This is a genomic window from Mycobacterium sp. 141, from assembly GCF_000382405.1.
Taxonomy (GTDB): Bacteria; Actinomycetota; Actinomycetes; order Mycobacteriales; family Mycobacteriaceae; genus Mycobacterium.
The window spans coordinates 1-24676 of the sequence record NZ_KB908258.1; the positions used below are offsets into that span (position 1 = coordinate 1).

Genomic DNA, 24676 nt, shown 5'->3' on the forward strand with positions numbered 1-24676 from the left:
CATCATCACCATCGCGGCCCGCCTGGCCCGACCCCAACGCAGGCCCATCTTGCACCTACCAACGCACTGGCCGTGGGCACAGCAGTGGCTCACATTGTGGCGCAACACCATCGGCTACAGCCCACCCCCGACCACCACCACCTGACCACCCGCCGCAAGGGCCCGACCGGAGCACACAGGAAAAGCTGGACAGACCAGCGGTTACAGGCTGCACACACCCGCAAGCCCGGCAAAATCACCCCCGAAACACCTCAACAAGGTCGATCCACGGATTGAGGCTAACGGCCATCGACGCGCCGCTCACCCGCACCCGGGTGTTGGCGATCGGCGACTTGCTGCGCCTACAAATAAATCGGTGGGTCTGCAGGCACGCAGACCCACCGATCCCGACCTCTCCCGGTCAGTCGAACTCGGGCTGCTCGGTGCGGGTGCGCTTGAGCTCCCAGAAATGCGGATACGACGCGAAGGTCAACGAGGCATCCCAGAGCTTGCCGGCCTCTTCGCCGCGCGGGATCTTCGAGAGCACCGGACCGAAGAACGCGACGCCGTTGACATGGATGGTCGGGGTGCCGACGTCTTCTCCAACGGCGTCCATGCCCGCGTGATGGCTCTTGCGGAGTGCCTCGTCGTACTTGTCGGTGGTGGCCGCCTCCGCCAGCTCGGCGGGCAGGCCGACTTCTTCGAGCGACTCCTTGATGACCGCGTCGAAATCCTTGTTGTCCTGGTTGTGGATCCGGGTGCCCATCGCGGTGTAGAGCGGGGCGAGGATCTCCGGGCCCTTGAGTTGTTCGGCGGCGATGGCTACGCGGACCGGGCCCCAGGCCTTCTTCATCAGCTCGACGTAGTTCTCGGGAAGGTCGCGTCCTTCGTTGAGGACGGCCAGGCTCATCACGTGGAACTGCACGTCGATGTCACGGACCTTCTCCACCTCGAGAATCCAGCGGGAGGTGATCCAGCACCACGGGCACAGCGGATCGAACCAGAATCCTGCAACATCCTTCTGAGTCATCAATGCGTCCTCTCGATGGTCCGGGCCAGAACTCCGTTCAGCTCAACTGTGCGCCCACAGCGAGATGTTCCGGCACGCGGGTAACCATCTCGCCGTGCTTCGCGATAAGCATGTCGACGTCACGGAAGTGGCACAGGAAACGCATAGTGTGCAGATTTTTATCGAACCGTGTTGTCCCTGTGACTCTGGTAAACCACTGTTTCCCAAGTGAGTAGGGCGCTGCAAGTGCCCTGCGTGACAGCTGAGGAGCTGAAATTATGGCCGCACGTGCTTTCCTGACGACCGTGAGCGTCGTCGCTGCCGGCCTCGCGCTAGCGGTGCCCGCGCAGGCCGACACGAACGACTCCTCGTTCTTGAACGCCCTGAACAACGCCGGCATCGGTTACAACGACCCGGGCTCGGCCGTCCAGTTGGGACAGCAGGTGTGCCCGATGCTCGTCGAGCCAGGCAAGAACTTCGCGTCGGTGGCCTCGCAGATGCGCGGCAACAACAACGGCATCTCCCCTGAGATGGCGTCGTTCTTCACTGGCATCGCCATCCAGATGTACTGCCCGCAGATGATGTCGTCGATCAGTGACGGCTCGATCCTGAACAATCTGGGCGGTCTGAACGACAATCTGGGCGGTCTGAACGCGCTGAGCGGGATCGCAGGCCTCCCCGGCTTGGGGCAGTAGCCCGGACCGACCTGGCGGCCAGCCGATAGGTTGGACGGGTGGCTCTTCCCAATCTCACCCGCGACCAGGCCGTCGAGCGCGCCGCGCTGGTCACCGTCGACAAGTACCGCATCGAGCTCGACCTCACCGACGGTGAGGGCCGGCCCGGCGAAAGGACCTTTCGGTCCACCACGACGGTGGAGTTCGACGCGCTTGCCGGCGCCGACACCTACATCGACATCGCCGCCGAGGACATTCGCAGCGCGACGCTCAATGGCGTCACGCTCGACACCTCCGCCTACGACGAATCCACCGGCATCGCTCTGCCGGGTTTGGCCGCGCACAACGTGCTCGTCATCGACGCGGACTGCCTGTACTCCAACACCGGTGAGGGTTTGCACCGCTTCGTCGACCCCGTCGACAACGAGGTGTACCTCTACTCGCAATTCGAAACCGCCGATGCCAAGCGGATGTTCGCATGCTTCGACCAGCCGGACCTCAAGGCAACCTTCGACGTCCGGGTCACCGCCCCGCCGCACTGGGAGGTGATCTCCAACGGGGCGACGGTTTCCGTCGAACCTTCCGCAGGCGGAACCGTCCACATCTTCGCGACCACTCCGAAGATGAGCACCTATCTGGTGGCACTGATCGCCGGGCCGTACGCGGTGTGGCGCGACGCCTACTCCGACGATCACGGCACGATCCCGCTCGGGCTGTTCTGCCGTAAGTCGCTGGCCGAGTTCATGGATGCCGAGCGGCTCTTCACCCAGACCAAGCAGGGTTTCGGCTTCTACCACAAAAACTTCGGCACGCCGTACGTGTTCGGCAAGTACGACCAGTTGTTCGTTCCGGAGTTCAACGCAGGCGCCATGGAAAACGCCGGCGCGGTGACCTTCCTCGAGGACTACGTGTTCCGCTCCAAGGTCACCCGGGCCTCCTACGAACGCCGCGCGGAGACCGTCCTGCACGAGATGGCCCACATGTGGTTCGGCGATCTGGTCACCATGCAGTGGTGGGATGACCTGTGGCTCAATGAATCTTTCGCGACGTTCGCCTCGGTGCTCTGCCAGGCGGACGCGACGGAGTACACGCAAGCCTGGACGACGTTCGCCAACGTCGAGAAGTCGTGGGCCTACCGGCAGGACCAGCTGCCGTCGACGCATCCCGTGGCGGCCGACATCCCCGACCTGGCTGCCGTCGAGGTCAACTTCGACGGCATCACCTACGCCAAGGGCGCATCGGTGCTCAAGCAGCTGGTCGCCTACGTAGGGCTGGAACAGTTCCTGGCCGGCCTGCGGGACTACTTCCGCGACCACGCGTTCTCCAATGCCACCTTCGAGGATCTGCTCGGTGCGCTGGAGAAGTCCTCGGGGCGTGACCTGTCGGGCTGGGGGCGGCAGTGGCTGCGGACAACGGGTTTGAACACGCTGCGTGCCGATTTCGACGTCGACGCGGACGGTGCGTTCACCCGGTTCGCCGTCACCCAGTCGGGCGCCGCCCCAGGAGCCGGTGAGACGCGCGTGCACCGCCTGGCTATCGGCATCTACGACGACAGCGGCTCCGGCAGGCTGACCCGCGTGCACCGCGTCGAACTCGACATCGCCGGTCCGGTTACAGAAGTCCCCGAGCTGGTCGGGATTTCGCGCGGCAAGCTGATCCTGGTCAATGACGACGACCTGACCTACTGCTCGCTGCGGCTGGATCCGGAATCGCTCGCCACGGTGCTGACCCGCATCGCCGACATCGCCGAGCCGCTCCCCCGGACGCTGGCCTGGTCGGCGGCCTGGGAGATGACCCGTGAGGCTGAGATGAAGGCTCGCGATTTCGTGGCCCTGGTGTCCGGCGGCGTCCATGCCGAAACCGAGGTCGGTGTGGCGCAGCGACTCCTGGTGCAGGCGCAGACCGCCCTGGGCTCCTATGCCGATCCGGAATGGGCGACGGCCGAGGGCTGGCCCGCATTCGCCGAACGATTGCTGGAACTGGCCCGCGGCGCCGAGCCAGGATCCGACCATCAGTTGGCCTACGTCAACGCCCTGTGCACGTCGGTGCTCTCCACCCAGCAGACTGTGCTGCTGGCCGATCTGCTCGACAAAGATCCCGCATCGCTCGGACTGGCCGGTTTGCAGATCGACACCGATCTGCGCTGGCGAATCATCACGGCGCTGGCACGCTCCGGACAGATCGACGCCGAGGGATCCGAGACGCCCTTCATCGACGCCGAGGCCCAACGCGACCCGACGGCCGCAGGCAAGCGTCAGGCCGCCGCCGCGTCGGCCGCCCGCCCGCAGGACGTCGTGAAGACCACCGCCTGGGAGGACGTGATCGAGAACGACACCCTGCCCAACATCACCACCCGCGCGATCGTCGGCGGTTTCGTTCAACCGGGCCAGGCCGAACTGCTCACGCCATTCACCACGCGCTACTTCGCGGCGATTTCCGGGATATGGGAGCGCCGGTCGAGCGAGGTCGCCCAGACCGTGGTCGTCGGCCTGTACCCGTCCTGGGACATCAGCCAGAACGGGTTGGACGCAGCGGACACGTTCCTGTCCGACCCGGAGGTGCCGCCCGCGCTGCGTCGTCTGGTGTTGGAAGGCCGCGCCGGCGTGGAGCGCTCACTGCGCGCCCGCGCTTTCGACGGCGCCTAACTAGTCACCGCGAGCGTGCGGGTCTGCCGGCCGACACACCGTCACTGGCCGACAGTCTCCGCACGCTCGCGGTGTTGGGCTGCCGGATAACGCCCTACACACTGCCCTACAACGCAGAAGTCCCGGTATCGAAACTATGGTCTCGATACCGGGACTTCACGCACGAGCGTGCGCGCAATGCTGCTACTCAACGGCGCGTCGGGCAGCAGACCCGCACGTTCGCGGTGGAAAAGGTCAGGCGGGGGAAACGCCGGCCGACAGCACGCGCACAGCGCTGATCAGCCCGTCGATCAGGTTGCCTTCCTTGAACGAGGCAGCGGCTGCGGAGATACCCAGGGGTGCGGCCGCCTCGATGCCCCGGCCCTTCACGTCGGCGCCGTAGACCACCTCGATCGCATGCTGGTCGGGCGACACCGCCAGCAGCACTGCGTTGTCCGGCGTCGGGACCTTGGCGAGGATCTCGCGGGCCGTGGCCGCAGTGTCGGAACCGAGTCCGCCGATGTAAACCGCAAACCGAGCCTTGGCCGCCCGCGACCCGTACTTCAGGGCGTCGTCGAGTACGACGAGGTCCATCGTCGGGAACGGGTAGTGCACCGAGAGCTCGCCGGGTTCGGTGACACCAGAGATCCGTCCGCTGGACGTGATCGCGTAGCCGTAAGGCAGGTCGAGCTCACCGGGCGCGACAGTCGCGACTGCACCTGTTTGGCTACCACTTGCCACTTGCGCCTCCTCCGATGGTGACTCCATGCGAATCGTGACCGCCGTGCCCGTGGTCGCTCGGCTCTTCCGACGCCCACAAGATCGGCTCGTGCGTCCACCTATCCGACATCCTGTAGGTGGCCGGGTGCGGTCCCTTGCGGGTCAGGAAGATCAGCGCCAGGATCACGAACAACAACAGCGGAACCCCTCCGAGGAGGGAATGGGTAAGTGCTGTGCTCACGCGCAAACCGTATCAGCCGCGCCCGCTCGGCGTGGGAACTGTGGGCACTCCACTATGCCGCGCCCTCGCCCAGGTAGCGGACCCACGCCGGGTCGAGCTCCTTGATGGTCGACAACAACCGCCAATGCTGGCCTTTCGGAGGCATCGGCACAGCGCGCAGCGTCCAGCCCAGCTCGGCCAGCAGCTTGTCGGCCTTGCGGTGATTGCATGCCGCACAGGCGGCCACGCAGTTCTCCCACGAGTGCTCGCCACCCCGGCTACGGGGCACCACGTGGTCGACGGTGTCAGCCCGGCCCCCGCAATAAGCGCAGCGGAAGCGGTCACGGTGCATCAGCGCGGCGCGGGTCATCGGGATCCGGGCCCGGTACGGCACCCGCACGAATGTGCGCAGCCGGATCACCGACGGTGCGGCGATGATGCGGGTCGCCGAATGGATCACGGGACCCGAGGGGTCGGCGTGCACGACGTCAGCCTTCCCGCATATGAGCATGACCACCGCCCGGCGCAGCGGCAGCGCCGTCAGCGGTTCGTAGGTCGAGTTGAGCAGCAGCACCCGGCGGCGTCCCCAGACCGAGGCATCCGGAATCGCGGTCGCCAGCGTCTCGACGCTGTGCAGGGAGCGGTTCGGCGCGTGGGGTCCCGATGGGCCGGATACGTGACCGGTCCGTCGTGTATGGCTTTTTTTGCTGTGCGCCATGGAGCCTCCGAGCACACAGTTCACCACGGATCGGGTGCAATAGCACGATAAATTTGAGTGAGTTCACCGGTCGAACCGGTGAACGGCGCGTGACGACGCGGTCAGGCGAGCTAAGCGCAGTCGGTTGTCAGCGGGCCGCCCGCACGGCTGCGGGCGGAGCGTGACCTTGAGTTTGTCGGGCCGCCGGCGGTTCGTGGCGCTGGATCTGCACAATGGAGGGCGTGACGCAGGCGCAACGAACCTTCTACGACGAGGTCGGCGGCCACGACACCTTCCACACCATCGTGTCGCGGTTCTATCAGCTGGTACGCGAGGACGAGATCCTGCTGCCGATGTACCCCGAGGACGACATCGACGGCGCCGAGGAACGACTGCGAATGTTCCTCGAGCAGTACTGGGGTGGGCCGGGCACGTATTCAGACCTGCGCGGCCACCCGCGCCTACGGATGCGGCACGCACGGTTCCGGATCGGCTTGCTCGAACGCGACGCCTGGCTGCGGTGCATGCACACCGCGGTGGCCTCGATCGACTCTGCGACGCTGGATGACCGCCATCGCAACGCGTTGCTGGAGTATCTGAACATGGCCGCAGACGCGATGGTCAACTCGGCGTTCTGATGGCGCCGTGGTGGGAACGCGCGGTCTTCTACCAGGTCTACCCGCGCTCGTTCCGGGACAGCGGTGGTGACGGCGTCGGCGATCTGGACGGGGTGATCGCCGGGCTCGACTATCTGACGACGCTCGGCGTCAACGCGCTGTGGCTCAACCCGGTGATGCTCTCGCCGATGGCCGACCACGGTTACGACGTCGCCGACCCCCGCGACGTGGACCCACTGTTCGGTGGGATCGACGCGCTCGACCGGCTGCTGGATGCTGCCCACGCGCGCGGTATCCGGATCACCATGGATCTGGTGCCCAACCACACCAGTTCTGCACATCCGTGGTTCGTCGAGGCGCTGGCCAATCCCGCCCGGCGTGACCGCTACATCTTCCGCGACGGCACCGGCCCCGGTGGTGCGGCGGCACCGAACAACTGGATCTCCGTGTTTGGCGGTCCGGCGTGGACGCGGATACCCGACGGTCAGTGGTATCTGCACCTGTTCGACCCCGCCCAACCCGATCTCAACTGGGACAACCCCGAGGTGTTCGACGATCTGGAGAAGACGCTGCGGTTCTGGCTGGACCGTGGGGTCGACGGGTTCCGCATCGACGTGGCGCACGGGATGGCCAAACCGCCCGGCCTGCCCGACATGACAGTCACCGACACCGCACTGCTGCGCAACAAAGACGACGATCCGCGGTTCGACAACGAAGGTGTACACGGCATCCACCGGTTCATCCGCACCGTGTTCGACGACTATCCCGATGCAGTGGCCGTCGGGGAGGTGTGGGTGCGGGGCAATGAGCGGTTTGCGAAGTATCTGCGCCCCGACGAACTGCACCTCGGCTTCAATTTCCGCCTGGTGCAAGCGGATTACGACGCCGACGAGATCCGCGACGCGATCGACAATGCCCTGGCCGCCGCTGCGCTGGCCGGCGCGACCCCGACCTGGACCCTGTCCAACCACGATGTCGAGCGCGAGGTCACCCGCTACGGCGGTGGCGCCCGCGGAGTGGCCCGGGCCCGCGCGATGGCCCTGGTGATGCTGGCCCTGCCGGGCGCTGCGTTCGTCTACAACGGCGAGGAACTCGGCCTACCCAACGTCGACCTGCCCGATACCGTGCTGCAGGACCCGGTATGGGAACGCTCCGGGCACACTGAACGCGGACGCGACGGCTGTCGTGTGCCGATGCCGTGGTCAGGCGCCGGGCCGCCGTTCGGCTTCTCCGCCAATCCCGACACGTGGTTGCCGATGCCCGCCGATTGGGCCGCGCTGACAGTCGCCCGCCAGGAAGACGATCCAGATTCGACGTTGGCGTTCTACCGGCAGGCAATTCAGTTGCGGGGCAGCCGAAGTGAATTCAGCGGGAACCGGATCGACTGGCTCGACGAGCTGACTTTCCGGCGGCCCGGCGGGCTGATTTGTGCGCTCAACGTCGGCGCCGCTCCCCTACCGCTACCGGCCGGCGAGGTGCTGTTGACCAGCGGCCCCCTCGTCGACGGCGCACTGCCTCCCGATACCGCCGTCTGGCTGGTCTAGTTTCCACACGAACAGACACGAGAGTTCGCGACACGCCGCGTTTTCGGTACCCACACGTCTGCTCGCGAGAGGAAGTCAGCCCAGGACTAGCGCCGGGGCTCCACGCCGACGGTACACCGAGCCGAACCGAGCATCGATGCGCAACCACGCGGCGTGTGCGCGCACCCGTACGATCTCCTCGGCGCTCGGCACTTCTCCCGACGATGGCAGGAAACCCATTGCCGTCAAAGCGAATACGCACCGCATCGGGATGCCGACGGTCAACTCGTCGGCGCTGACGACCAGGACATCTTGATCCAGCAGCGACGGCGGCGGACCGTGCGCACCACTGTGCTCACGAGCCAGTGCGGTGCCCTGCTGCACCAGATCGAGCATCACCCGCGCCGGGACGTCGTCGACATGGACGAACCCGGCCTCGGGTGGCAGTCCGCCACGCCACGCCGAGTCCATCGGCAGACCGGTGTCGACGTAGCCAGTGTGCGACATCGACAGGCCTGCGCTCAGCGCATCGGCCCCCGCGGAGAGGTCGCCCGGACGTACCCACCCGGAGAACACCCGGCAGGCCAGAACGTCGAATCCGGTTGTGACCCAAGCCACGACCTGACCGGTATCGGTTTCCCCCTCGCTACGCCCGCGGGACCGCAACCGCACCACCGCCGCATCGTCGAGCCGGAGCGCCCGGTCGATGAACGTCGCAAGGTCTTGCCGCTGCTGCGGGTCGTCGACCCACAGGCCGCGCTCCGAGCCGGTCATCGCAGATAGTGCTCCAGATACGCCCGTTGCTCGACTGAAAGCCGTTGCAGCCGTTGCTCTTCAATGTGAACGGCAGCCAATTGCGTCTCGGCGATCACCGACGGCCTGCAGTCGGGATCGGCGTTGACCGGCCGTACCTCATAGCCGATGGTGAAATCCACCGCACGCACGCGCTTGGACCACATCGTTACCTGCAGCGGTGAATCCACCAACCGCAACTGTCCCTTGTAAACGATGTTCACCTCGGCGATCAGCAAACCGATCGTGGTGATCTGGGCACCGAACGGCTCGCGTAGGAACGGGATTCGGGCCTCTTCGAGGATCGTCACCATGGTGGCGTGATTGATGTGCTGGTACATGTCGATGTCCGACCAGCGCACGTGCACCGGCGTCGTGAACCCTGCGCTGTCGTCTCCTTGCGCAGGCGCTCGTCGGTGCCTCACCCGGCTGCCCCCGTCCCACTCGTTCGCGTCATGCTACGGATTTGACGTGCCGCCACCGATAGCGTCGCCAGGTCCTGCAGTTCACCCTGATAGATCTCGGCCAGCGTCCGACGGGCGCGGGTAACTCGGGAGCTGTTGGTCAACTCCCATTCGGCGATCTTCTGCTCACCATTCTCATGCGGCTCGCCGACCGCCATGACATCGAAGCACAAAGCCCGCAGTGATCCGTAGATGTCATCGCGAATGGCCAACCGCGCCAACGAATGCCACCGGTCATCACGCCCGAGCATCGACACCGCCGTGAGCAGTCCGTCGACTCCCAGGTGGGCTATCAACGCGAAGTAGGTGTCGGCGACCTCGACCGGATCCCGCTCTACGATGTCAGCGATGTCGATCACATCGAGCAAGCCGTACTGATACAGACCGGTAGCCACCGTGTACGCCAACTCCGCCGAGACACCGTTCGACACGTACTCGCCCGCCTCCTGGCTGACGATTGCTTTGTCGGCGCCCCGCAGCCACTCGCCCATCCGCGGGGTCAGCTTCGCGACCTTGTCAGCGAACCGGTTGATCTCGGCGCCCACGGCCAGCGGCTGCGGCCGGTAGTTGAGCAGCCATCTGCCCGCCCGGTCGACCAGTCGGCGCAGATCCAGCGTCATCCGATCGGTGATCGCAACTGACACGCCCTGCTCACCTGCCACACGAATCTGCCGCCACACGTCGCCGATCCGGAAGATCGCGCTGGTGGCCACATAGCTGCGGGCAGCGTCCACCGGACCGACGCCCAGGTCCTCGGTGATGCGGTAGGCATAGCTGATGCCGCTGGTGTCGACAAGATCGTTGACCAGCATGGTGGTGATGATCTCCCGGCGCAGCTGGTGCGACCGGATCTCGGTATGGAACTCGTCGCGCAACCTGGCCGGGAAGTAGTACGGCAGGCGGGAGGCGAACACCTCCTGATCGGGCAGATCGCTGGCGAGCACATCCTCTTTGAGGGCCAGCTTCACATGGGCCATCAGCGTGGCCAATTCCGGTGAGGTGAGGCCGAGTCCAGCTTCGGTGCGGCGCCGGATCTCCTTCTCCGACGGCAGCGCCTCCAACTCGCGATTGAGTCCGCGGTCGGTGACGAAGTCCTTGATCATGCGGGCGTGCACCGACAGCATGCTCGCGGCGTTGGCGCGGCTGGTGCCCATCAGATCGTTCTGGTCGCGGTTGTCGGTGAGCACCAACTCGCCGACCTCGTCGGTCATCGACAACAGCAGATCCGTGCGTTGACTGGGCTCGATTCTGCCCGCGGTGACCAACGAGTCGATGAGGATCTTGATGTTGACTTCGTGGTCGGAGCAGTCGACACCGGCGGAGTTGTCCAGCGCATCGGTGTTGATCCGGCCGCCGGCCAGATCGAACTCGATGCGGCCCAACGACGTCACCCCGAGGTTGCCACCCTCCCCGATCACCTTGGCCCGCACCTGGTTTCCGCAGACCCTGATCTGATCGTTGGCCCGGTCACCGACATCGGCGTCGGCCTCACTCTCGGCCTTGACGTAGGTGCCGATACCACCATTCCAGAGCAGATCCACCGGGGCCTTGAGGATGGCCTTCATCAGCGCCGGCGGGGTCAGTTCATCGACATCGCCCTCGATGCCCAGCGCGGTACGGACCTCGGCGCTGATCGGGATCGATTTCTGCTCACGGCTGTAGACGCCGCCGCCCTCGCTGATGAGCGACTTGTTGTAGTCCTCCCAGCTCGACCGCGGCAGCTCGAACATCCGGCTGCGCTCCACCCACGACGCCGCGGCATCCGGATTGGGATCGAGGAAGATGTGCCGGTGGTCGAATGCGGCGATCAACCGAATGTGTTTGGAGAGCAGCATTCCGTTGCCGAACACGTCGCCGCTCATGTCGCCGATACCGACGACGGTGAAGTCCTGGGTCTGGGTGTCGACTCCCATCTCCCGGAAGTGGCGTTTGACCGATTCCCAGGCTCCCTTGGCGGTGATGCCCATTTCCTTGTGGTCATAGCCGATGGATCCGCCCGATGCGAACGCGTCGCCGAGCCAGAATCCGTAGGACTTGGCGACCTCGTTGGCGATGTCGGAGAACGTCGCAGTGCCCTTGTCGGCCGCCACCACCAGGTAGGCATCCTCACCGTCGCGGCGCACCACGTCCGGCGGGGTCACGACGGCCCCGGTTGCCTTATCTACATTGTCGGTGACGTCGAGCAGACCAGAGATGAAGAGCTGGTAGCAGGCAATGCCTTCGGCGCGGGTCGCGTCGCGGTCGACTGCGGCGTCGCCGGTGGGTTCCGGCGGATGTTTGACGACGAACCCACCTTTGGCGCCAACCGGGACGATGACGGCGTTCTTGACTGCCTGCGCCTTGACCAAGCCGAGGATCTCGGTCCGGAAGTCCTCCCGGCGATCCGACCAGCGCAGCCCCCCGCGGGCGACGAACCCGAACCGCAGATGCACGCCCTCAACCCGTGGCGAGTACACGAAGATCTCGAACTTCGGCCGAGGCAACGGTAATTCGTCGATCATCCCAGGGTTCAACTTCATCGCCAGCACACCACGCTGACGTGCCGAATCCGACTCTCGCACAAAGTAATTAGTTCGCAGGGTGGCCTGGATCAGGCCCGCGAACGCCCGCAGCACCCGGTCGGTATCGAGGCTGACCAGAGCATCGATATCCTCTGCCACCGCCGCGGCCGCGCTTTGCGCGTCGCGCGCGGGCACCGTGTCGACAGCCGGGTCGAACAGCGCTTCAAACAGCTCGACCAGCGAGCGCGCCGTGTGCGGATTGTCGTTGAGCACCGACTCGATGTGGTTCTGGCTGTACGGGAATCCGGCCTGGCGCAGGTATTTCGCGTACGCCCGCAGGATCACCACCTGCTGCCAGGTCAGCCCGGCGCGCAGCACCAGCTCGTTGAATCGGTCGATCTCGGCTTGCCCCTGCCAGATCGCGGTCACGGCATCGGCGAACCGCTGCGCAGTGGCAGCCTGAGCGGCGGCATCGTGCGCATCGGGCATATTGCGCTGTCGCGAGACCTTGAACTGGTAGATCCAGACCGGCAGACCGTCCGGTCGGGTGACGGTGTATGGCCGTTCCTCAAGCACCACGACGCCCATCGACTGCAGCATCGGCAGCAACTCGCTCAGCGATGCCGAATGCCCACCGAGATACCAGGTGAGCTGCGCAACGCGGCCGGCGCCCTCGGTGAACACCAGCTTAACCGAATTGTCTTGCAGCTGTTCGATGATCGCGATGTCACCGGTGGCATCGGCCGGTGCGAACGCCTGCCTGTAATCCTCCGGGAAGGCGGTGGCGTAGTGCTCGACAGCGGCCGGGTTGAGGCCCTTGGCCGCGCCGATCAGCCGGTCGCCCCAGCTGCGGGTGGCCTCGGTCAGCAGATCCTGGATCCGGGATTCGTTCTCCAACGAGGTGTCCACGGTGTGCGCACGGGTACCGCCGGGCAGCCGCACGGTGAAATGCACTACAGCCCAAGGAGATTCACTGATCCGGGCGGAGTAGTCGATGCCCACCCCGCCGAGTTCGCGAACCAGGATGTTCTGCATCTCCAGGCGCACCGCGGTGGTGTAACGATCACGCGGCAGATACACCAGGCACGACACGAAATGCGCGAGCTGATCGGCACGCAGGAACAGCAGGGTCCGCCGTCGCGAGCCCAGATCCACCACCGCCATGGCCATTTCGAGCAGCTCTTTGGAACTGAGCGCGAACAGCTCCGGCCGCGGAATGGTCTGGATGATGTCCCGGAGCAGCTGCCCGGGGTGGCTCGGGTCGCGCTGCGCCATCGCCAGCGCTTCCTCCGCGCGTCGCGCGATCAGCGGGATCTCCAGCACATTGGCGTTCATCGCCGCGATGGTGAACAGACCGACGAAGCGGTGCTCGATCGCACCGGAGGGGCCGCCGTTTTCGCGGACCGCGACGAGATATGGGTAGGCACCGTAGCGCAGATAGCTCGGGATCGTCGCCTGGGCCAGCACCAGCAGATCGTCGGGACTGGTCAGCGGCGGCAGCACATCGAGGCGCAACCGCAGCATTCCGAGCCGGCTCGACGGATCGACCACGGCCTGTCCGTCGCCCACCGCGCACTGCTGGTAACCCAGTAGCACGAAGTGCCCGTCGGCCAGCCAGCGCAGCAGTGCCGCCACGTCCTTGCGGTCGGCGCTGGGAAAATGCCCTTCGACGTCGGTGGCCAGATCGTTGGCCAGTCCGTGCAGGGCTGCGGCCATCGCCCCGGTGTCCAATCCGATCTGGCGCGCGTCGGCAAGGATGCCGGGTATCAGCCGAGTCGCCTCGGTGAGGGCGCCGCCGTCGGCCGCACCGGTCACTGGGACGAGAATCCAGCACTCGTCGATGCCTTCTCCCGGCGCCGCGTCAGCCACCGGCCGGATATCCAGCAGCTTCCCTTCGACGTCGCGGCGGACCCGGAACACCGGGTTCATCATGGCGCTGTAGGCGATGCCGAGCCGGTGCAGCAGCACCGTCACCGAATCGACCAGCATCGGGGCCTGATCGGTGACGATCTGCAGTGCGGGTCCGGTCTCGGCGTCACCGGGGTACACCGCGACATTGGTCTCGCCGGCGGTGCGCCGAGCGCCCAACCGGTAGTGGGCCGCCACAGCGCCATCCGAGACGGGCTGTTCGGGCGCGGCCACAGCGATCGGACCGGTCGTGATCGCGCCCGGCGCGTCGACCTGCGGTCCCCGATAGGTGGACAGGAACACAGCGGCAAGCCGTTGGGTCATGTCGGGCGTTGGCTCCAGACCTCCTGAGACACCGCTTTCGTGTTGCCCCTGAGATTGTGGTGCCGTCATACCGAACACTCCTGACTCACGCCCACGCACCGGCGCTGGTGCGTAGGAGCGACCTTAGTCGTAGCCCGACTCGTTGGGCCTGATGCCCGCCAAGTCTTGCGCGTAGCGGTCAGTCACGGGTGAGGCGTCGGTGTGTCACCCGGTGTGGGCGCGCCGCCTCGGCGCCCAGACGCTCGATCTTGTTCTCCTCGTAGGCACCGAAGTTACCCTCGAACCAGAACCATTTGGCATCATTGTCGACGTCGCCTTCCCACGCGAGGATGTGGGTGCAGGTGCGGTCGAGGAACCACCTGTCGTGAGAGATGACCACCGCGCAGCCGGGGAAGTTCTCCAGCGCATTCTCCAGCGACGACAGGGTTTCCACATCGAGGTCGTTGGTGGGCTCGTCGAGCAGGATCAGGTTGCCACCCTCCTTGAGGGTCAGCGCGAGATTCAGCCGGTTGCGCTCTCCACCCGAGAGCACACCGGCCGGCTTTTGCTGATCGGGCCCCTTGAAGCCGAACGCAGACACATAAGCCCGGGACGGAATCTCGTTCTGGCCGACCTCGATGTAGTCGAGTTTGTCGGAGACGACTTCCCACACCGTCTTCTTCGGGTCGATACCCGCACGGCTCTGGTCGACGTAGGACAGCTTGACCGTGTCGCCGACCTTGACCGTGCCGCTGTCCGGTTCTTCCAGACCGACGATCGTCTTGAACAGTGTGGTCTTACCGACGCCGTTGGGCCCGATGACGCCGACGATGCCGTTACGCGGCAGGCTGAACGACAAATCCTTGATCAGCTGCCGACCGTCGAAGCCCTTATCCAGGTGCTCGACCTCCACCACCACATTGCCCAGCCGTGGTGGCGTCGGGATCTGGATCTCCTCGAAGTCGAGCTTCCGCGACTTCTCGGCTTCGGCGACCATCTCCTCGTACCGGCCGAGACGTGCCTTGTTCTTGGCCTGCCGCGCCTTGGCGCCCGAGCGAACCCAGGCCAGTTCGTCCTTGAGCCGCTTCTGCAGCTTCTGGTCCTTCTTGCCTTGGACCTCGAGCCGCTCGGCCTTCTTCTCCAGGTAGGTCGAGTAGTTGCCCTCGTACGGGTAGGCGCGGCCCCGGTCGAGTTCGAGGATCCACTCGGCAACGTTGTCCAGGAAGTACCGGTCGTGGGTGACAGCCAGGATCGCGCCCTTGTACGCGGCCAGGTGCTGCTCCAGCCACAGCACGCTCTCGGCGTCGAGGTGGTTGGTGGGCTCGTCGAGCAGCAGCAGGTCCGGCTTGGACAGCAGCAGCTTGCACAGGGCGACGCGGCGACGCTCGCCGCCGGACAGGTGGGTAACCGGCTCGTCGGGCGGCGGGCAGCGCAGGGCATCCATGGCCTGCTCAAGCTGGGAGTCGATGTCCCAGGCGTCGGCGGCGTCCAGCTCCTCCTGCAGATGGCCCATCTCTTCCATGAGCTCATCGGTGTAATCGGTGGCCATGAGCTCGGCCACCTCGTTGTACCGGTTGAGCTTGGCCTTGATGGCCACACCGTCTTCGACGTTCTCGCGCACGGTCTTGGTTTCGTCGAGCTGCGGCTCTTGCATCAGGATGCCGACGGTGGCCCCGGGGGCCAACATCGCGTCGCCGTTGTTCGCGTGGTCGAGCCCGGCCATGATCCGCAACACGCTCGACTTGCCGGCCCCGTTGGGGCCGACAACGCCGATCTTCGCGCCCGGAAGGAAGTTCAGCGTGACGTCGTCGAGGATGACCTTGTCGCCGTGCGCCTTGCGGACCTTCCGCATCGTGTAGATGAATTCGGCCATGCCGTGATGTGCCTTTCTGAAGCTGTCCAGTCTTTCTGACGAGCGCTTGCGCGAGGAGCACAAGCACCTGACGAGCGCTTGCGCGAGGAGCACAAGCACCTGACGAGGCCCGCGCGGGGGAAGCACAAGTCCTGTCACTCGCGGCCCATCCTAGGCGTGACCGAGTGACGTCAAGCCGACAGTGGCAGCACCCCGGGATCCAGCACCGCTACCCCTTGCTCATCGCCTTCGTCGTCGGCGGTGTCGGAACGCTCGTCGTCCAACGCCGCCGACTGGTCCGTGTTGGGTGCGGTACCGGCACCGCCCGGCTTGGGCAGCAACTCGACCTTGGCGATGCACCGTGACAGGTCGGGCCCGACGGCGGTCGCCCGGACCTCGACCGATGACCGCCGCACACCGTCTTTATCCTCGTACTCGCTGGTATAGAGATGCCCGACGACAACCACGGCGTCACCCCGGCCGAGCGAGGCGCTGACGCCGCGAGCCAGGTTTCCCCAGCAGTTGACCGTCACGTACAACGAGTTTCCGGGCTCCCAGGTTCCACTGGCGCTCCGCCGGCGGGAGTTGCTCGCGACCCGGAACTTGAACAGCTCCTGGTCTCCGAACCGGAGCCGGACCGGATGGGTGACGATGTTGCCGACCACGGTGAACGGTGTCTCGAACATGGCTGATTCCCTTTCGCTGGTGATGTGGGCGCCGGGCCGGAAAGCCGCGATGCCTGACACCGCCATTGACCGCCGCGGCACCGACAACGACGGCCCACGGCAGCGGATGGATGGGAAGGCTGTGGATGAAATCCAGGTTGGGGATGAGTTCTCAGGCCGACGGCTTGTCGCGGCGGGCCATCTCGGCGAGCATCGCGTTGTACGCAGCCAGCTCGGCATTGTCGTCGCGATCGGCGGCGCGGTCGAGGCGTTTGGCGGTGCGCTGATCGCTGCGCCGCCACTGGATCAACAGCGCGAGCATCACGATGACGAGCGGGACTTCCCCTGCCGCCCAAGCGATTCCACCACCAAGGTGCTGATCGCCGAGCAGATCGGTATGCCAGGGCAGCTGCAACGACCGGTAGAAGGCCCCACCCAGCACGGTCTGCATGCCCATCATCACCACACCGAAGAACGCGTGCAGTGGCAGCGACGCGAACACCATCCCGACCTTGGCCAGATGCGGGATCGGCCGCGGGGTCGGATCTACGCCGATCACCACCCAGTAGAACAGGTAGCCCGACAACAGGAAGTGGACGTTCATCAGCAGGTGCGCGGCGTGATTGCTCACGGCCGCGTCGAAGATGCCACCGAAGTAGAGGCCGTAGAACCCGGCCACGAACAACACGGTCGCCACCACCGGCTGGGTGAGGAACTTCGACACCGGCGAATGCAGAGCGGCGAGCAACCATTCGCGCGGACCCGGCGGAGTCCCGCGGCCCGCGGCGGGTAGCGCCCGCAACGCCAAGGTGACCGGTCCGCCAAGGACCAACAGGACCGGCACCAGCATCGACAGCAGCATGTGGGCGATCATGTGCATGCTGAACATCGCAGGCATGTACCTGCCGAGACCCGAGGACGTGGTGAACAGCAGCACCGCGCAGCCGAGCAGCCACGCCACCGTCCGGCCCATCGGCCAGGCGTCGCCGCGGATGCGCAGCCGGCGCACGGCCAGCAGGTACACGACCGCCACGATGATCGCGGTGGTGCCGAAGATCAGATCGAAGCGCCAGTCGAACAACACGCGGGTGACCGTCGGCGGTCCGGCCAAGTTGTACCCGATGGCCACCTCGGTGGCGCTTGGCACCTTGGTGTCCAGCGGCGGCGGAGTGCGGCCCAGCCCCACGGCGATCCCAAAGGTCGCCCCGAACAGCGCAGCCTCACCAAGTGCCAGCCGAATCAGGGGGCGCCGTGCATCCGGGTTGGCCTGCAGCGCGGCCACCCCGCTGCGACGCTGCGCCCAGCCGAACACTCCGAGCAACCCGAGAGCCACCATCTTGGCGACGACCAGCCGGCCGTAGGGCGTGCGCACGAGATCGGCCGGTTCGATGCGCACCAGCGCGTTGATCACGCCGCTGAACGCCATTGCCACGTAACACCACAGCGCCAGCGCCGAGAACCGCCGGGCGGCCAGTGCGGTGTGCCCCCCGAGCTGCCCGCGCAGCGCGTGCACCAGCAATGCCAGCAGGCCGCCCGCCCACAGCGCAGCGGCCATGAGATGGATGAACAGACTGTTGGTGGCCAGATCGTGGGCGCCGCCCGCAGATGAGTGACCGGTCAGCGCCAGCGGCACCAGCGTCAGCATCGATCCGGCCAGCAGCGCCGGGGTCCAACCCCAACGCAGCACAGGCAGGCTCCCGACCGTCACCACGGCGGCGAGAACAGCCGTCCACCGCCATGCCCCGGCCGTATCGATCAGGCTGGCCACCGACCACACGTCGGCAGGATTGAGGTGATCAAGCAGCGGTTGCCCGGACACGTCGGACACGGTCAACGGAACGAGCAACGCGGCGCACAACGTCCATACCGCCGAGGCCACCGACCCCAGCCGCAGGGCCCGGTAGCCGGACACATCGAGTACGCCGTTGGCCTGCGGCGGCACCAGGAACGCCGCGAACAGGAACGCGCCGACCGCGACCACCGCGGCGATCTCGCCGGCCGCCCGCACGAACGGCAGACCGTAGGTGGTGATTGGGCCGGGGTCGGGCAGACCGGTGGCGGTGAGGGCGTCGACCAGCGCGAGCGCACCGATACCGGCGGCGACGATCCCCGCCAGCAGCCCGACACCGACGAGCACGGGCCACACAGCGCTGGTGCGCATGCCTGCGGCGGCCCGCACGTCGGATGAAGTCATGTTTCCAGCGTATGGCGCGGCGCGGCGCACGCTTCGTGGACTAGGGCGACTCGGTGCTCTGCCGATGTCGCAGCCGCTCCTCGACGAAGAAGCGGTCCCGCGCGATCTGTTCGACCTGGGTCATATCGGCCACGATGCCGCGGATCTCGCGCAGGAAAGCCTTACGGCGCGCCGCGAGGTCCGCAGCCGGCGTCAGCAGGTTCTGGTCGGCGGCGACTTGGCGTGCCGTGGCGAACAACAATGTCGACACTGCCTCGTTGCTCTGCACGCGCCCCTGGGCGACTTGCTGAGTGCCGAGCCCGAGCGCCCGCGTGGTCAGATCCTTGTCCGAAATCTCGGCGGGTGCGTCCCTCAGCACGTCCGCGACGATCTGATCGGCCTCGAAGAACGGCCGCAGCATGGCACCCGCGATCAAGGGCCGCTTGGCCCGCAGCAGTTGGAAGATCTCCTCACCGCCGGCCGAGACGTGCGCTTCCCAGCCCGATTCTTCTTGTCCTCCTCGCGTGCGGGGCTCCTCTTGTCCTCCTCGCGTGCGGGGCTCCTCTTGTCCTCCTCGCGTGCGGGGCTCCTCTTGTCCTCCTCGCGTGCGGGGCTCCTCTTGTCCTCCTCGCGTGCGGGTGTGCCACGACATCTCCTCAGCGATGTTCTCGCGGAACGCCGCCGAATCGGCGAAGTAGAAGTCGAACTTGAGCAAGTCGCGCAGCCGCATGGCCTGATCCCAGAACGCCCGCAGCGGATCGTCGGCGGCATGCGCGGCATGAGCCAGGGCGAGCTCGACGATCGACGTCTCCAGGAACGCATGGATCAGGGAGTTGCGGTAGAACGCCGCTTCCAGTTCGTCCTCGGGCGCGATCCGCCACACCGGCTCCCCCCCCCCGTCGACGCGTGTCACCGGATGTCCGTTGGACAGCGCGTCCACCGCCGACCGCACCCCCTCCAGCGTCCGCAGCCGCAACGCGCTGTTGGTGATCGGGGTGTTCTTACGCTCCAGATAGTCCAATGAGTCCTGCAGGGTGTGGTGCAGCTGATCGAGCGTTAACGCGATGCCCTTGGTGGTGAGCAGCAGTGCCGAGACCAACCCGGTCGCGTTGACCGGCGTGACGCGCAGTATCCGCCAGGCCACCTCGAAGGCCATCTTCTGCATGGCCAGCCGCTTGGCGGCTTCGTCCGCCACCATCGGCCCGTGCGGCTCGCCGAGGTACTGGCGCATCGAAACCGCTTCGGGGAACCGCACATAGATCTTGCCGTAGTTGCGCTCGCCCTGAGCCTTGATGAAGTTGTACAGCCAGCTGAAGCTCTCGGGCCGCTTTTCCCCGCCACGGGCGTATGCCGCGTATTCGGCGGTCTCGTGGAGCTGGTCGAAACTGATCGACACGGGCTGCAGCAGGATGTCGTCGGCGCGGCCGTCCAAATAGGCGTCGGCGACGTACGCGAGGAGACCGAGCTTGGGCGGCAACATCTTTCCGGTACGTGAGCGGGTGCCCTCGATGGCCCAGCTGAGGTTGAACCGCTTTTCGACGATATAGCCGACAAACTGACGAAGCACGTATTTGTAGAGCGGGTCGTCAAGTTTGCGGCGCAGGAAGATGACCCCTGAGTGGCGCATCAGCGGACCCATGATCCCGAAGGACAGGTTGATCCCGGCGAAGGTGTGCACCGGTGGCAGCCGGTTTTCCTGCATGGCCAACGGCACAATGCCGCCGTCGATGTAGGACCGATGGGAGAACAGCAACACGGCCGGATGGGTTTCCAGGTTGCGCCGCATCTTCTCGACCTGTTCGCGGTCGTAGTCGATGCGCGGATCGAATCCACGACTGAACAGCCGGCCCAGCGCTGGAATCAGGTCAACCGAAAACCGGCTCCACCCGGTGGACAGCTCGTCGAGCATCTCGCCGGCCTTTTCCACGGTGGCGCCGGGAATTTGCTCCAGCCCTTCCTGGAATCGCGCCGAGGCCAATATCTCCGGCTTGATCAGCCGCGGCGACTTGTACTCGGGCCCCAGCAGCCGCAGCTCCACCCGCTCGATCGCCAGCGCGGCCCGCCGCAACACGAAACGCGCGAATTCCCTTGGACTTTCGGCCGTCGTCTGCTCACTCCACTGCTGGCGCAGCTCGGAGACCTTGGCCGGCTCACCGGCCACCACCCGCGCGCGGGACGCGTCTTTGCGCAAGATTCGCCGCTGCAGGATCTCCGGTGGCCGGTAGGTGTCCCGACCGGAGATCAATCCGACCACCTTGAGCCGGGTGGGCAGTCCGGCCGGCACCCAGAACACCCGCACCGGCACCACGAGCCGGTCCTCGTCGGCCTCCAGCTCCTCGACCAGACTGGCCAGCACGCCGGGTGCGGGTTCGTCGGTGGCGGGGAGTTGCAACACGTCGATCTTGGAATCGGGATAGTCACGCCGATGTGTCCGCAGCCAGTCGTTGAGCAGTTCGAGTTCTGCCGGCGAGGACACCGACGCCAGCACCAAGGCATCGTCGGTGGTGCTGAAGCTGGCGAAGTAGTCCACGGGGGCCGTCACGGCCGACCCTTCATGGTCCGGCCGGCGCCTGAATTCGTCCCTGTCGCATCGGTATTGTTCGGCACACTGCGGATTTTCGGCTTGGGCGATCTGGGCCGGCTGTAGATCGGGAAGGTCGGGAGTTCGTCGTCGGGCCATGACTTGAGCGTGTCGAGGTAGATCTGGCGCACCTCGGCGATCCGTTCGGGCAGTTCCTCCAGCGTCCAGTCGTCCACCGGGATCGGCGGATACACTGCGACGTCCACCGTCCCGGGATTGAACGTGCTGGAGTCGCGGGCCGCGATCACCTCCGCGTTACGGATGACGATCGGCACGATGGGGACGCCTGCGGCCATGGCGATACGAAACGCACCCTTCTTGAACGGACCTACCTCAGTGGTGTCCAGCCGGGTGCCCTCCGGCGCAATGAGCACCGAAAGGCCCTTGCGGGCAAGCTCTTCGATCTTGTGCAGACTCTCGACCGCCTTCTCCGGGTTGTCCCGGTCGATGAACGCGGTGTCCATGACCTTGCCGAGAGTGCCCACCAGCGGATCGTTGGCGAGTTCCTTCTTGCCCACGCCGGTGAAGTTGTCGCTGACCAATGTTCCGGCGATCACCGGATCGGCCTGGTTGCGGTGGTTGAAGATGAAGACCGCGGGCCGCTCGGCCGTCAGGTTCTGCTTTCCCAGCACGTCAAGGCTGACGCCCGTGGCGCCCAACAGCACTCGGCCCATCCACGACGTGAACAGGTTGACCCCGCTCCGTTTGTTGCGGTTGAGCAGACCCCAGCCGATGGCACCCGCGGCCAAGGGCATCATCGAGGCGTAGCCGGCGGCCGTTCGCAACTGCGACACCGGACTGCTGCCGCTGCGGCTACTGAACCGCAGGATCGGCCAGCCGCGTTTGGCGGCGACCGCGGCCAGCTTGCCGGCCGGGTTGGTGGGGCGTGGATTGCCCACGAGGTACATCAGTGCGACGTCCTCGTCACCGTCGGCGTAAAAGTAGCTCTTCGCGAGGTCGACACCGTTCTCGGTCGAAAACTCCTGCACCGCATGAGCTTTGCCGGGACCCCAGATGACCGGCGTCTGCACCTCACCGGTGATCAGGCTGTCATCGTCGGTTTCGAACTTGTTGCACAACACATTGTCGATACCGAGGAACCGCGCAACGGGATGCACCTGAACCGTCAACGCCGACGAGCTGAGCACGACCGTGTGGCCGCGATCCATGTGGGCGCGCACCATGGCCCGCATCTCGGGGTAGATCCGGTCGCGCACGTGCTGGAGGAACAACCGCTCCCCCAGCTCGTCGAGATCGCTCATCGAATTCCCGCGCAGCATGCGGGCACCCTTGCCGATCAGATCCTCGAATTCGGACCGACCGAGCTGATGGTTCAGTCCCGCCTGCACCATCCCGATGAACTCGCCGACACCCATCTGCCCACGCCGCAGCCGATCCTGGGTCATCAGCACCCCGGTGAACCCCGCCACCAGAGTGCCGTCGAGATCGAAGAATGCCCCGACCTCGGTGCCTTCGGGGCTCGCCTCGATTTCGGCCAGCGAGCCCGGCAGCCGCTGCTTCGACTTTTCTGACCGCCCTGGTGACGTCACTGTGCTCCGCTCCCATTCGACGCGGACTCGGCCGAAGCAGGCGCCTCGGCAGTGAACGTCGCCGGAGCCGCGCGGCCGTCGCCTCCTAGCGCGAGGACCTCGTTGAAGCCATCGAGCAAGCATTGCGCGAACAGCGGTTCGTTGGTGATCGAGGCGCGGTCGTACCGGGTCGTGACGGTGACATGACCTCCCCGGGAAATCAGCACGGCCATGATCGCCACCCCGGGGAGCGGTCCAATGCCGTAGTGCCGCACGATCGTCGCGCCTACGATGAATGTCTCGCCCGGATACATCGCCACGTTGCTGGCCTGCACGTCGGAGTGCACCACGTTGCCGGCCACCGATGCCAGGAAGGTGTCCGGCAGGAAGCTGAGCACCGGAGCGATGGCACCGACCATATCGATGGCCCGCTCTTCACGTTTGCTCGTCATCTGTGCCCGCACGGCCTTCATGCGGTGCTCCGGATCGACGATGCCGACGGGCGCGGCAATGTTGACCCCGGCGAACCGGTTGCCGCCGGCCGGGTCATCCTCGGAGCGCAGATTGACCGGCACCGCCATCGGCAGGTTCTGGATCGGAATGCCCATCGTCTCGTGGTAGATCCGCAGCGCGCCGCACAGTCCGGCCAGGTAGGCGTCGTTGATAGAGCAGCCGGCGGCCTTGGACGCCCGGTGCAGATCGCTGAACTTGATGTCGATCGCTTCGGTGCGCGACGACAGGCTACGTCGACGCAGCAGCGGCGACGGGTCGGCGGCCGGGCCCATCACCCGCGCGCCCGACATGGCGTAATCCACGACGCCGCTGATCGCTGAAACCGGGTCACGCACCGCCCGGGTCGCGGCACGTACCCCCGCGCCCAGCGCACCGAGCACGCCGCCGGCAATGGTGCCGGGAAGCCGGTTGAACCCCTGGCGCATCAGGTCATTGGGCGATAGATCCTGTGGGATCGGCAGTGGCGGTGCCGGGCTGGGTGCGGGATCGCGTTCCAGGTCATAGATGCTCGCGAACATCTCGATACTGCCGACACCGTCGGTCACCGCGTGGCTCAGGTGCAAGATGGTCGCGGCGCGGCCGCCTTCCAGACCTTCCACGAGCGTCGCGCTCCACAACGGCCGGGAGATGTCCAGCGGTGATTGCATCGCAACCTCGGCCATGTCGAAGAGCTCACGCAACGTTCCCGGCGCCGGCACCCGCAGCCGCCGCACGTGGTAGTCCAGGTTGAAATCGGGATCCACCACCCAGCGTGGCGCCACCGTGGGCAACGACGGCATGACCACTTTCTGCCGTAACCGCAGTACCTTGCGCGACGCGTTCTCGAAGCGCGTGCGGAACCGCTCCCAGTCCGGGGTGGTGTCGAGAATCTCGACTCCCATGATCCCCGACCGGGTGCGAGGATTTGCCTCCCCGCGGTGCAGGAGCTGGTCGACGGCACTCAGTTCCTCGGGCAATCCCGCCGCATCCAACTCCGGCACGTTACTCATAACGCGATCCTCTTCCTCCCCGGCTGCCAAGTGCAGCGTCCACGCTAGTCCGCCGCTGATGGCCGCGGGCCAGCTTTGCCGGGTGTCACGATTGGCAGTCCACCCGGGCAGGGAAGATACACTTCAGCCTCGTTGCCTCCGTAGCTCAGCGGATAGAGCAGCCGCCTTCTAAGCGGTTGGTCGCAGGTTCGATCCCTGCCGGGGGCGCAACCTGTCTTCGCAGCTGAAACCAGCTGCCTGGGCGCACTCACAGCGTGTCGGTTCGCGGAATTGTCCCGGCCGTGACCCGCGGCGGAGCATCGGCTCGGCAGTACCGAAAAGATCACCGGCCCAGCCGCTTTCA

The 24676-nt window shown here is 65.9% G+C and carries 17 protein-coding genes, 1 tRNA gene and 1 pseudogene; 6 read left to right on the forward strand and 13 right to left on the reverse strand.

Translation table 11 applies throughout. The features are described from left to right. A pseudogene (locus H276_RS24540) lies at positions 1-145 on the forward strand (IS1380 family transposase); the annotation flags it as partial. A gap of 255 nt (positions 146-400) precedes the next feature. Here the strand turns inward: H276_RS24540 and H276_RS0107265 are convergent. Next, positions 401-1009 (reverse strand): DsbA family protein, encoded by a 609-nt coding sequence (locus tag H276_RS0107265; RefSeq protein ID WP_019970640.1) that lies wholly within the window; start codon positions 1007-1009, stop codon positions 401-403. Between the two features lie 257 nt (positions 1010-1266). On the opposite strand from H276_RS0107265, the gene H276_RS0107275 reads away from it, so the two are divergent. Then, the gene (locus H276_RS0107275) at positions 1267-1683 is read left to right on the forward strand and encodes a DUF732 domain-containing protein (protein ID WP_019970642.1); all 417 of its coding nucleotides are present in this window, start codon (positions 1267-1269) and stop codon (positions 1681-1683) included. Positions 1684-1721: 38 nt separating this feature from the next. Next, a complete protein-coding gene (gene pepN, locus H276_RS0107280; protein ID WP_019970643.1) occupies positions 1722-4307 on the forward strand; it encodes an aminopeptidase N in 2586 nt (861 codons plus the stop codon). Between the two features lie 234 nt (positions 4308-4541). Here the strand turns inward: pepN and H276_RS0107285 are convergent, their stop codons facing one another. Genes H276_RS0107285 through H276_RS0107295 form a run of 3 tightly spaced genes read right to left on the reverse strand, consistent with a single transcriptional unit; the run spans position 4542 to position 5944 of the window. Beyond that, entirely contained in the window at positions 4542-5027 is a 486-nt protein-coding gene (locus tag H276_RS0107285; protein ID WP_019970644.1) for a DUF5130 domain-containing protein, read from the reverse strand. After that, positions 5014-5247, reverse strand: coding sequence for a hypothetical protein (locus tag H276_RS0107290; RefSeq protein WP_019970645.1), 234 nt, complete (start codon positions 5245-5247; stop codon positions 5014-5016). Before H276_RS0107290 ends, H276_RS0107285 begins: the two co-directional genes overlap by 14 nt. Positions 5248-5299: 52 nt before the next feature. Continuing rightward, positions 5300-5944: an HNH endonuclease gene (locus H276_RS0107295; RefSeq protein ID WP_019970646.1), complete on the reverse strand. Its 645-nt coding sequence runs from the start codon at positions 5942-5944 to the stop codon at positions 5300-5302. Between the two features lie 212 nt (positions 5945-6156). On the opposite strand from H276_RS0107295, the gene H276_RS0107300 reads away from it, so the two are divergent. Further along, entirely contained in the window at positions 6157-6561 is a 405-nt protein-coding gene (locus H276_RS0107300; protein ID WP_019970647.1) for a globin, read from the forward strand. Further along, entirely contained in the window at positions 6561-8084 is a 1524-nt protein-coding gene (locus tag H276_RS0107305; protein WP_019970648.1) for an alpha-amylase family glycosyl hydrolase, read from the forward strand. Before H276_RS0107300 ends, H276_RS0107305 begins: the two co-directional genes overlap by 1 nt. A 75-nt stretch (positions 8085-8159) precedes the next feature. Here the strand turns inward: H276_RS0107305 and H276_RS0107310 are convergent, their stop codons facing one another. The 9 genes from H276_RS0107310 to H276_RS0107350 all read right to left on the reverse strand — a co-directional run bounded on the left by H276_RS0107310 (position 8160) and on the right by H276_RS0107350 (position 24333). After that, complete coding sequence (locus H276_RS0107310; protein ID WP_019970649.1) at positions 8160-8837, reverse strand: hypothetical protein; 678 nt, start codon at positions 8835-8837, stop codon at positions 8160-8162. After that, positions 8834-9280 (reverse strand): thioesterase family protein, encoded by a 447-nt coding sequence (locus H276_RS0107315; RefSeq protein WP_155942995.1) that lies wholly within the window; start codon positions 9278-9280, stop codon positions 8834-8836. Before H276_RS0107315 ends, H276_RS0107310 begins: the two co-directional genes overlap by 4 nt. Beyond that, entirely contained in the window at positions 9277-14052 is a 4776-nt protein-coding gene (locus tag H276_RS0107320; RefSeq protein WP_019970651.1) for an NAD-glutamate dehydrogenase, read from the reverse strand. The genes H276_RS0107315 and H276_RS0107320 overlap by 4 nt, the downstream gene beginning before the upstream one ends. 178 nt (positions 14053-14230) lie before the next feature. Further along, positions 14231-15904, reverse strand: a complete 1674-nt coding sequence (ettA, locus tag H276_RS0107325; RefSeq protein WP_019970652.1) for an energy-dependent translational throttle protein EttA — start codon at positions 15902-15904, stop codon at positions 14231-14233. A gap of 170 nt (positions 15905-16074) precedes the next feature. Continuing rightward, on the reverse strand, positions 16075-16569 hold the full coding sequence (locus H276_RS0107330) for a single-stranded DNA-binding protein (protein ID WP_026356689.1): 495 nt from the start codon (positions 16567-16569) through the stop codon (positions 16075-16077). Positions 16570-16720: 151 nt separating this feature from the next. Further along, positions 16721-18742: a cytochrome c oxidase assembly protein gene (locus H276_RS0107335; protein WP_026356690.1), complete on the reverse strand. Its 2022-nt coding sequence runs from the start codon at positions 18740-18742 to the stop codon at positions 16721-16723. 40 nt (positions 18743-18782) lie between these two features. Further along, on the reverse strand, positions 18783-21263 hold the full coding sequence (locus H276_RS0107340) for a glycerol-3-phosphate 1-O-acyltransferase (protein WP_019970655.1): 2481 nt from the start codon (positions 21261-21263) through the stop codon (positions 18783-18785). Continuing rightward, a complete protein-coding gene (locus H276_RS0107345; protein WP_019970656.1) occupies positions 21260-22852 on the reverse strand; it encodes an HAD-IB family hydrolase in 1593 nt (530 codons plus the stop codon). Before H276_RS0107345 ends, H276_RS0107340 begins: the two co-directional genes overlap by 4 nt. Continuing rightward, entirely contained in the window at positions 22849-24333 is a 1485-nt protein-coding gene (locus tag H276_RS0107350; protein WP_019970657.1) for a wax ester/triacylglycerol synthase family O-acyltransferase, read from the reverse strand. The genes H276_RS0107345 and H276_RS0107350 overlap by 4 nt, the downstream gene beginning before the upstream one ends. Before the next feature lie 134 nt (positions 24334-24467). Between H276_RS0107350 and H276_RS0107355 the strand changes: the two genes are divergently transcribed. Beyond that, positions 24468-24540: transfer RNA gene (locus H276_RS0107355), tRNA-Arg, on the forward strand. Positions 24541-24676: the final 136 nt, after the last annotated feature.

What these genes read in the sequence shown, in the direction of transcription:
- H276_RS0107310 (WP_019970649.1), bottom strand. Translation starts at nt 8,837, where the DNA reads ATGACCGGCTCGGAGCGCGGCCTGTGGGTCGACGACCCGCAGCAGCGG.
- H276_RS0107305 (WP_019970648.1), top strand. Translation starts at nt 6,561, where the DNA reads ATGGCGCCGTGGTGGGAACGCGCGGTCTTCTACCAGGTCTACCCGCGC.
- H276_RS0107265 (WP_019970640.1), bottom strand. Translation starts at nt 1,009, where the DNA reads ATGACTCAGAAGGATGTTGCAGGATTCTGGTTCGATCCGCTGTGCCCG.
- H276_RS0107320 (WP_019970651.1), bottom strand. Translation starts at nt 14,052, where the DNA reads ATGACCCAACGGCTTGCCGCTGTGTTCCTGTCCACCTATCGGGGACCG.
- H276_RS0107295 (WP_019970646.1), bottom strand. Translation starts at nt 5,944, where the DNA reads ATGGCGCACAGCAAAAAAAGCCATACACGACGGACCGGTCACGTATCC.
- H276_RS0107300 (WP_019970647.1), top strand. Translation starts at nt 6,157, where the DNA reads ATGGAGGGCGTGACGCAGGCGCAACGAACCTTCTACGACGAGGTCGGC.
- H276_RS0107330 (WP_026356689.1), bottom strand. Translation starts at nt 16,569, where the DNA reads ATGTTCGAGACACCGTTCACCGTGGTCGGCAACATCGTCACCCATCCG.
- ettA (WP_019970652.1), bottom strand. Translation starts at nt 15,904, where the DNA reads ATGGCCGAATTCATCTACACGATGCGGAAGGTCCGCAAGGCGCACGGC.
- H276_RS0107335 (WP_026356690.1), bottom strand. Translation starts at nt 18,742, where the DNA reads ATGACTTCATCCGACGTGCGGGCCGCCGCAGGCATGCGCACCAGCGCT.
- H276_RS0107350 (WP_019970657.1), bottom strand. Translation starts at nt 24,333, where the DNA reads ATGAGTAACGTGCCGGAGTTGGATGCGGCGGGATTGCCCGAGGAACTG.
- H276_RS0107275 (WP_019970642.1), top strand. Translation starts at nt 1,267, where the DNA reads ATGGCCGCACGTGCTTTCCTGACGACCGTGAGCGTCGTCGCTGCCGGC.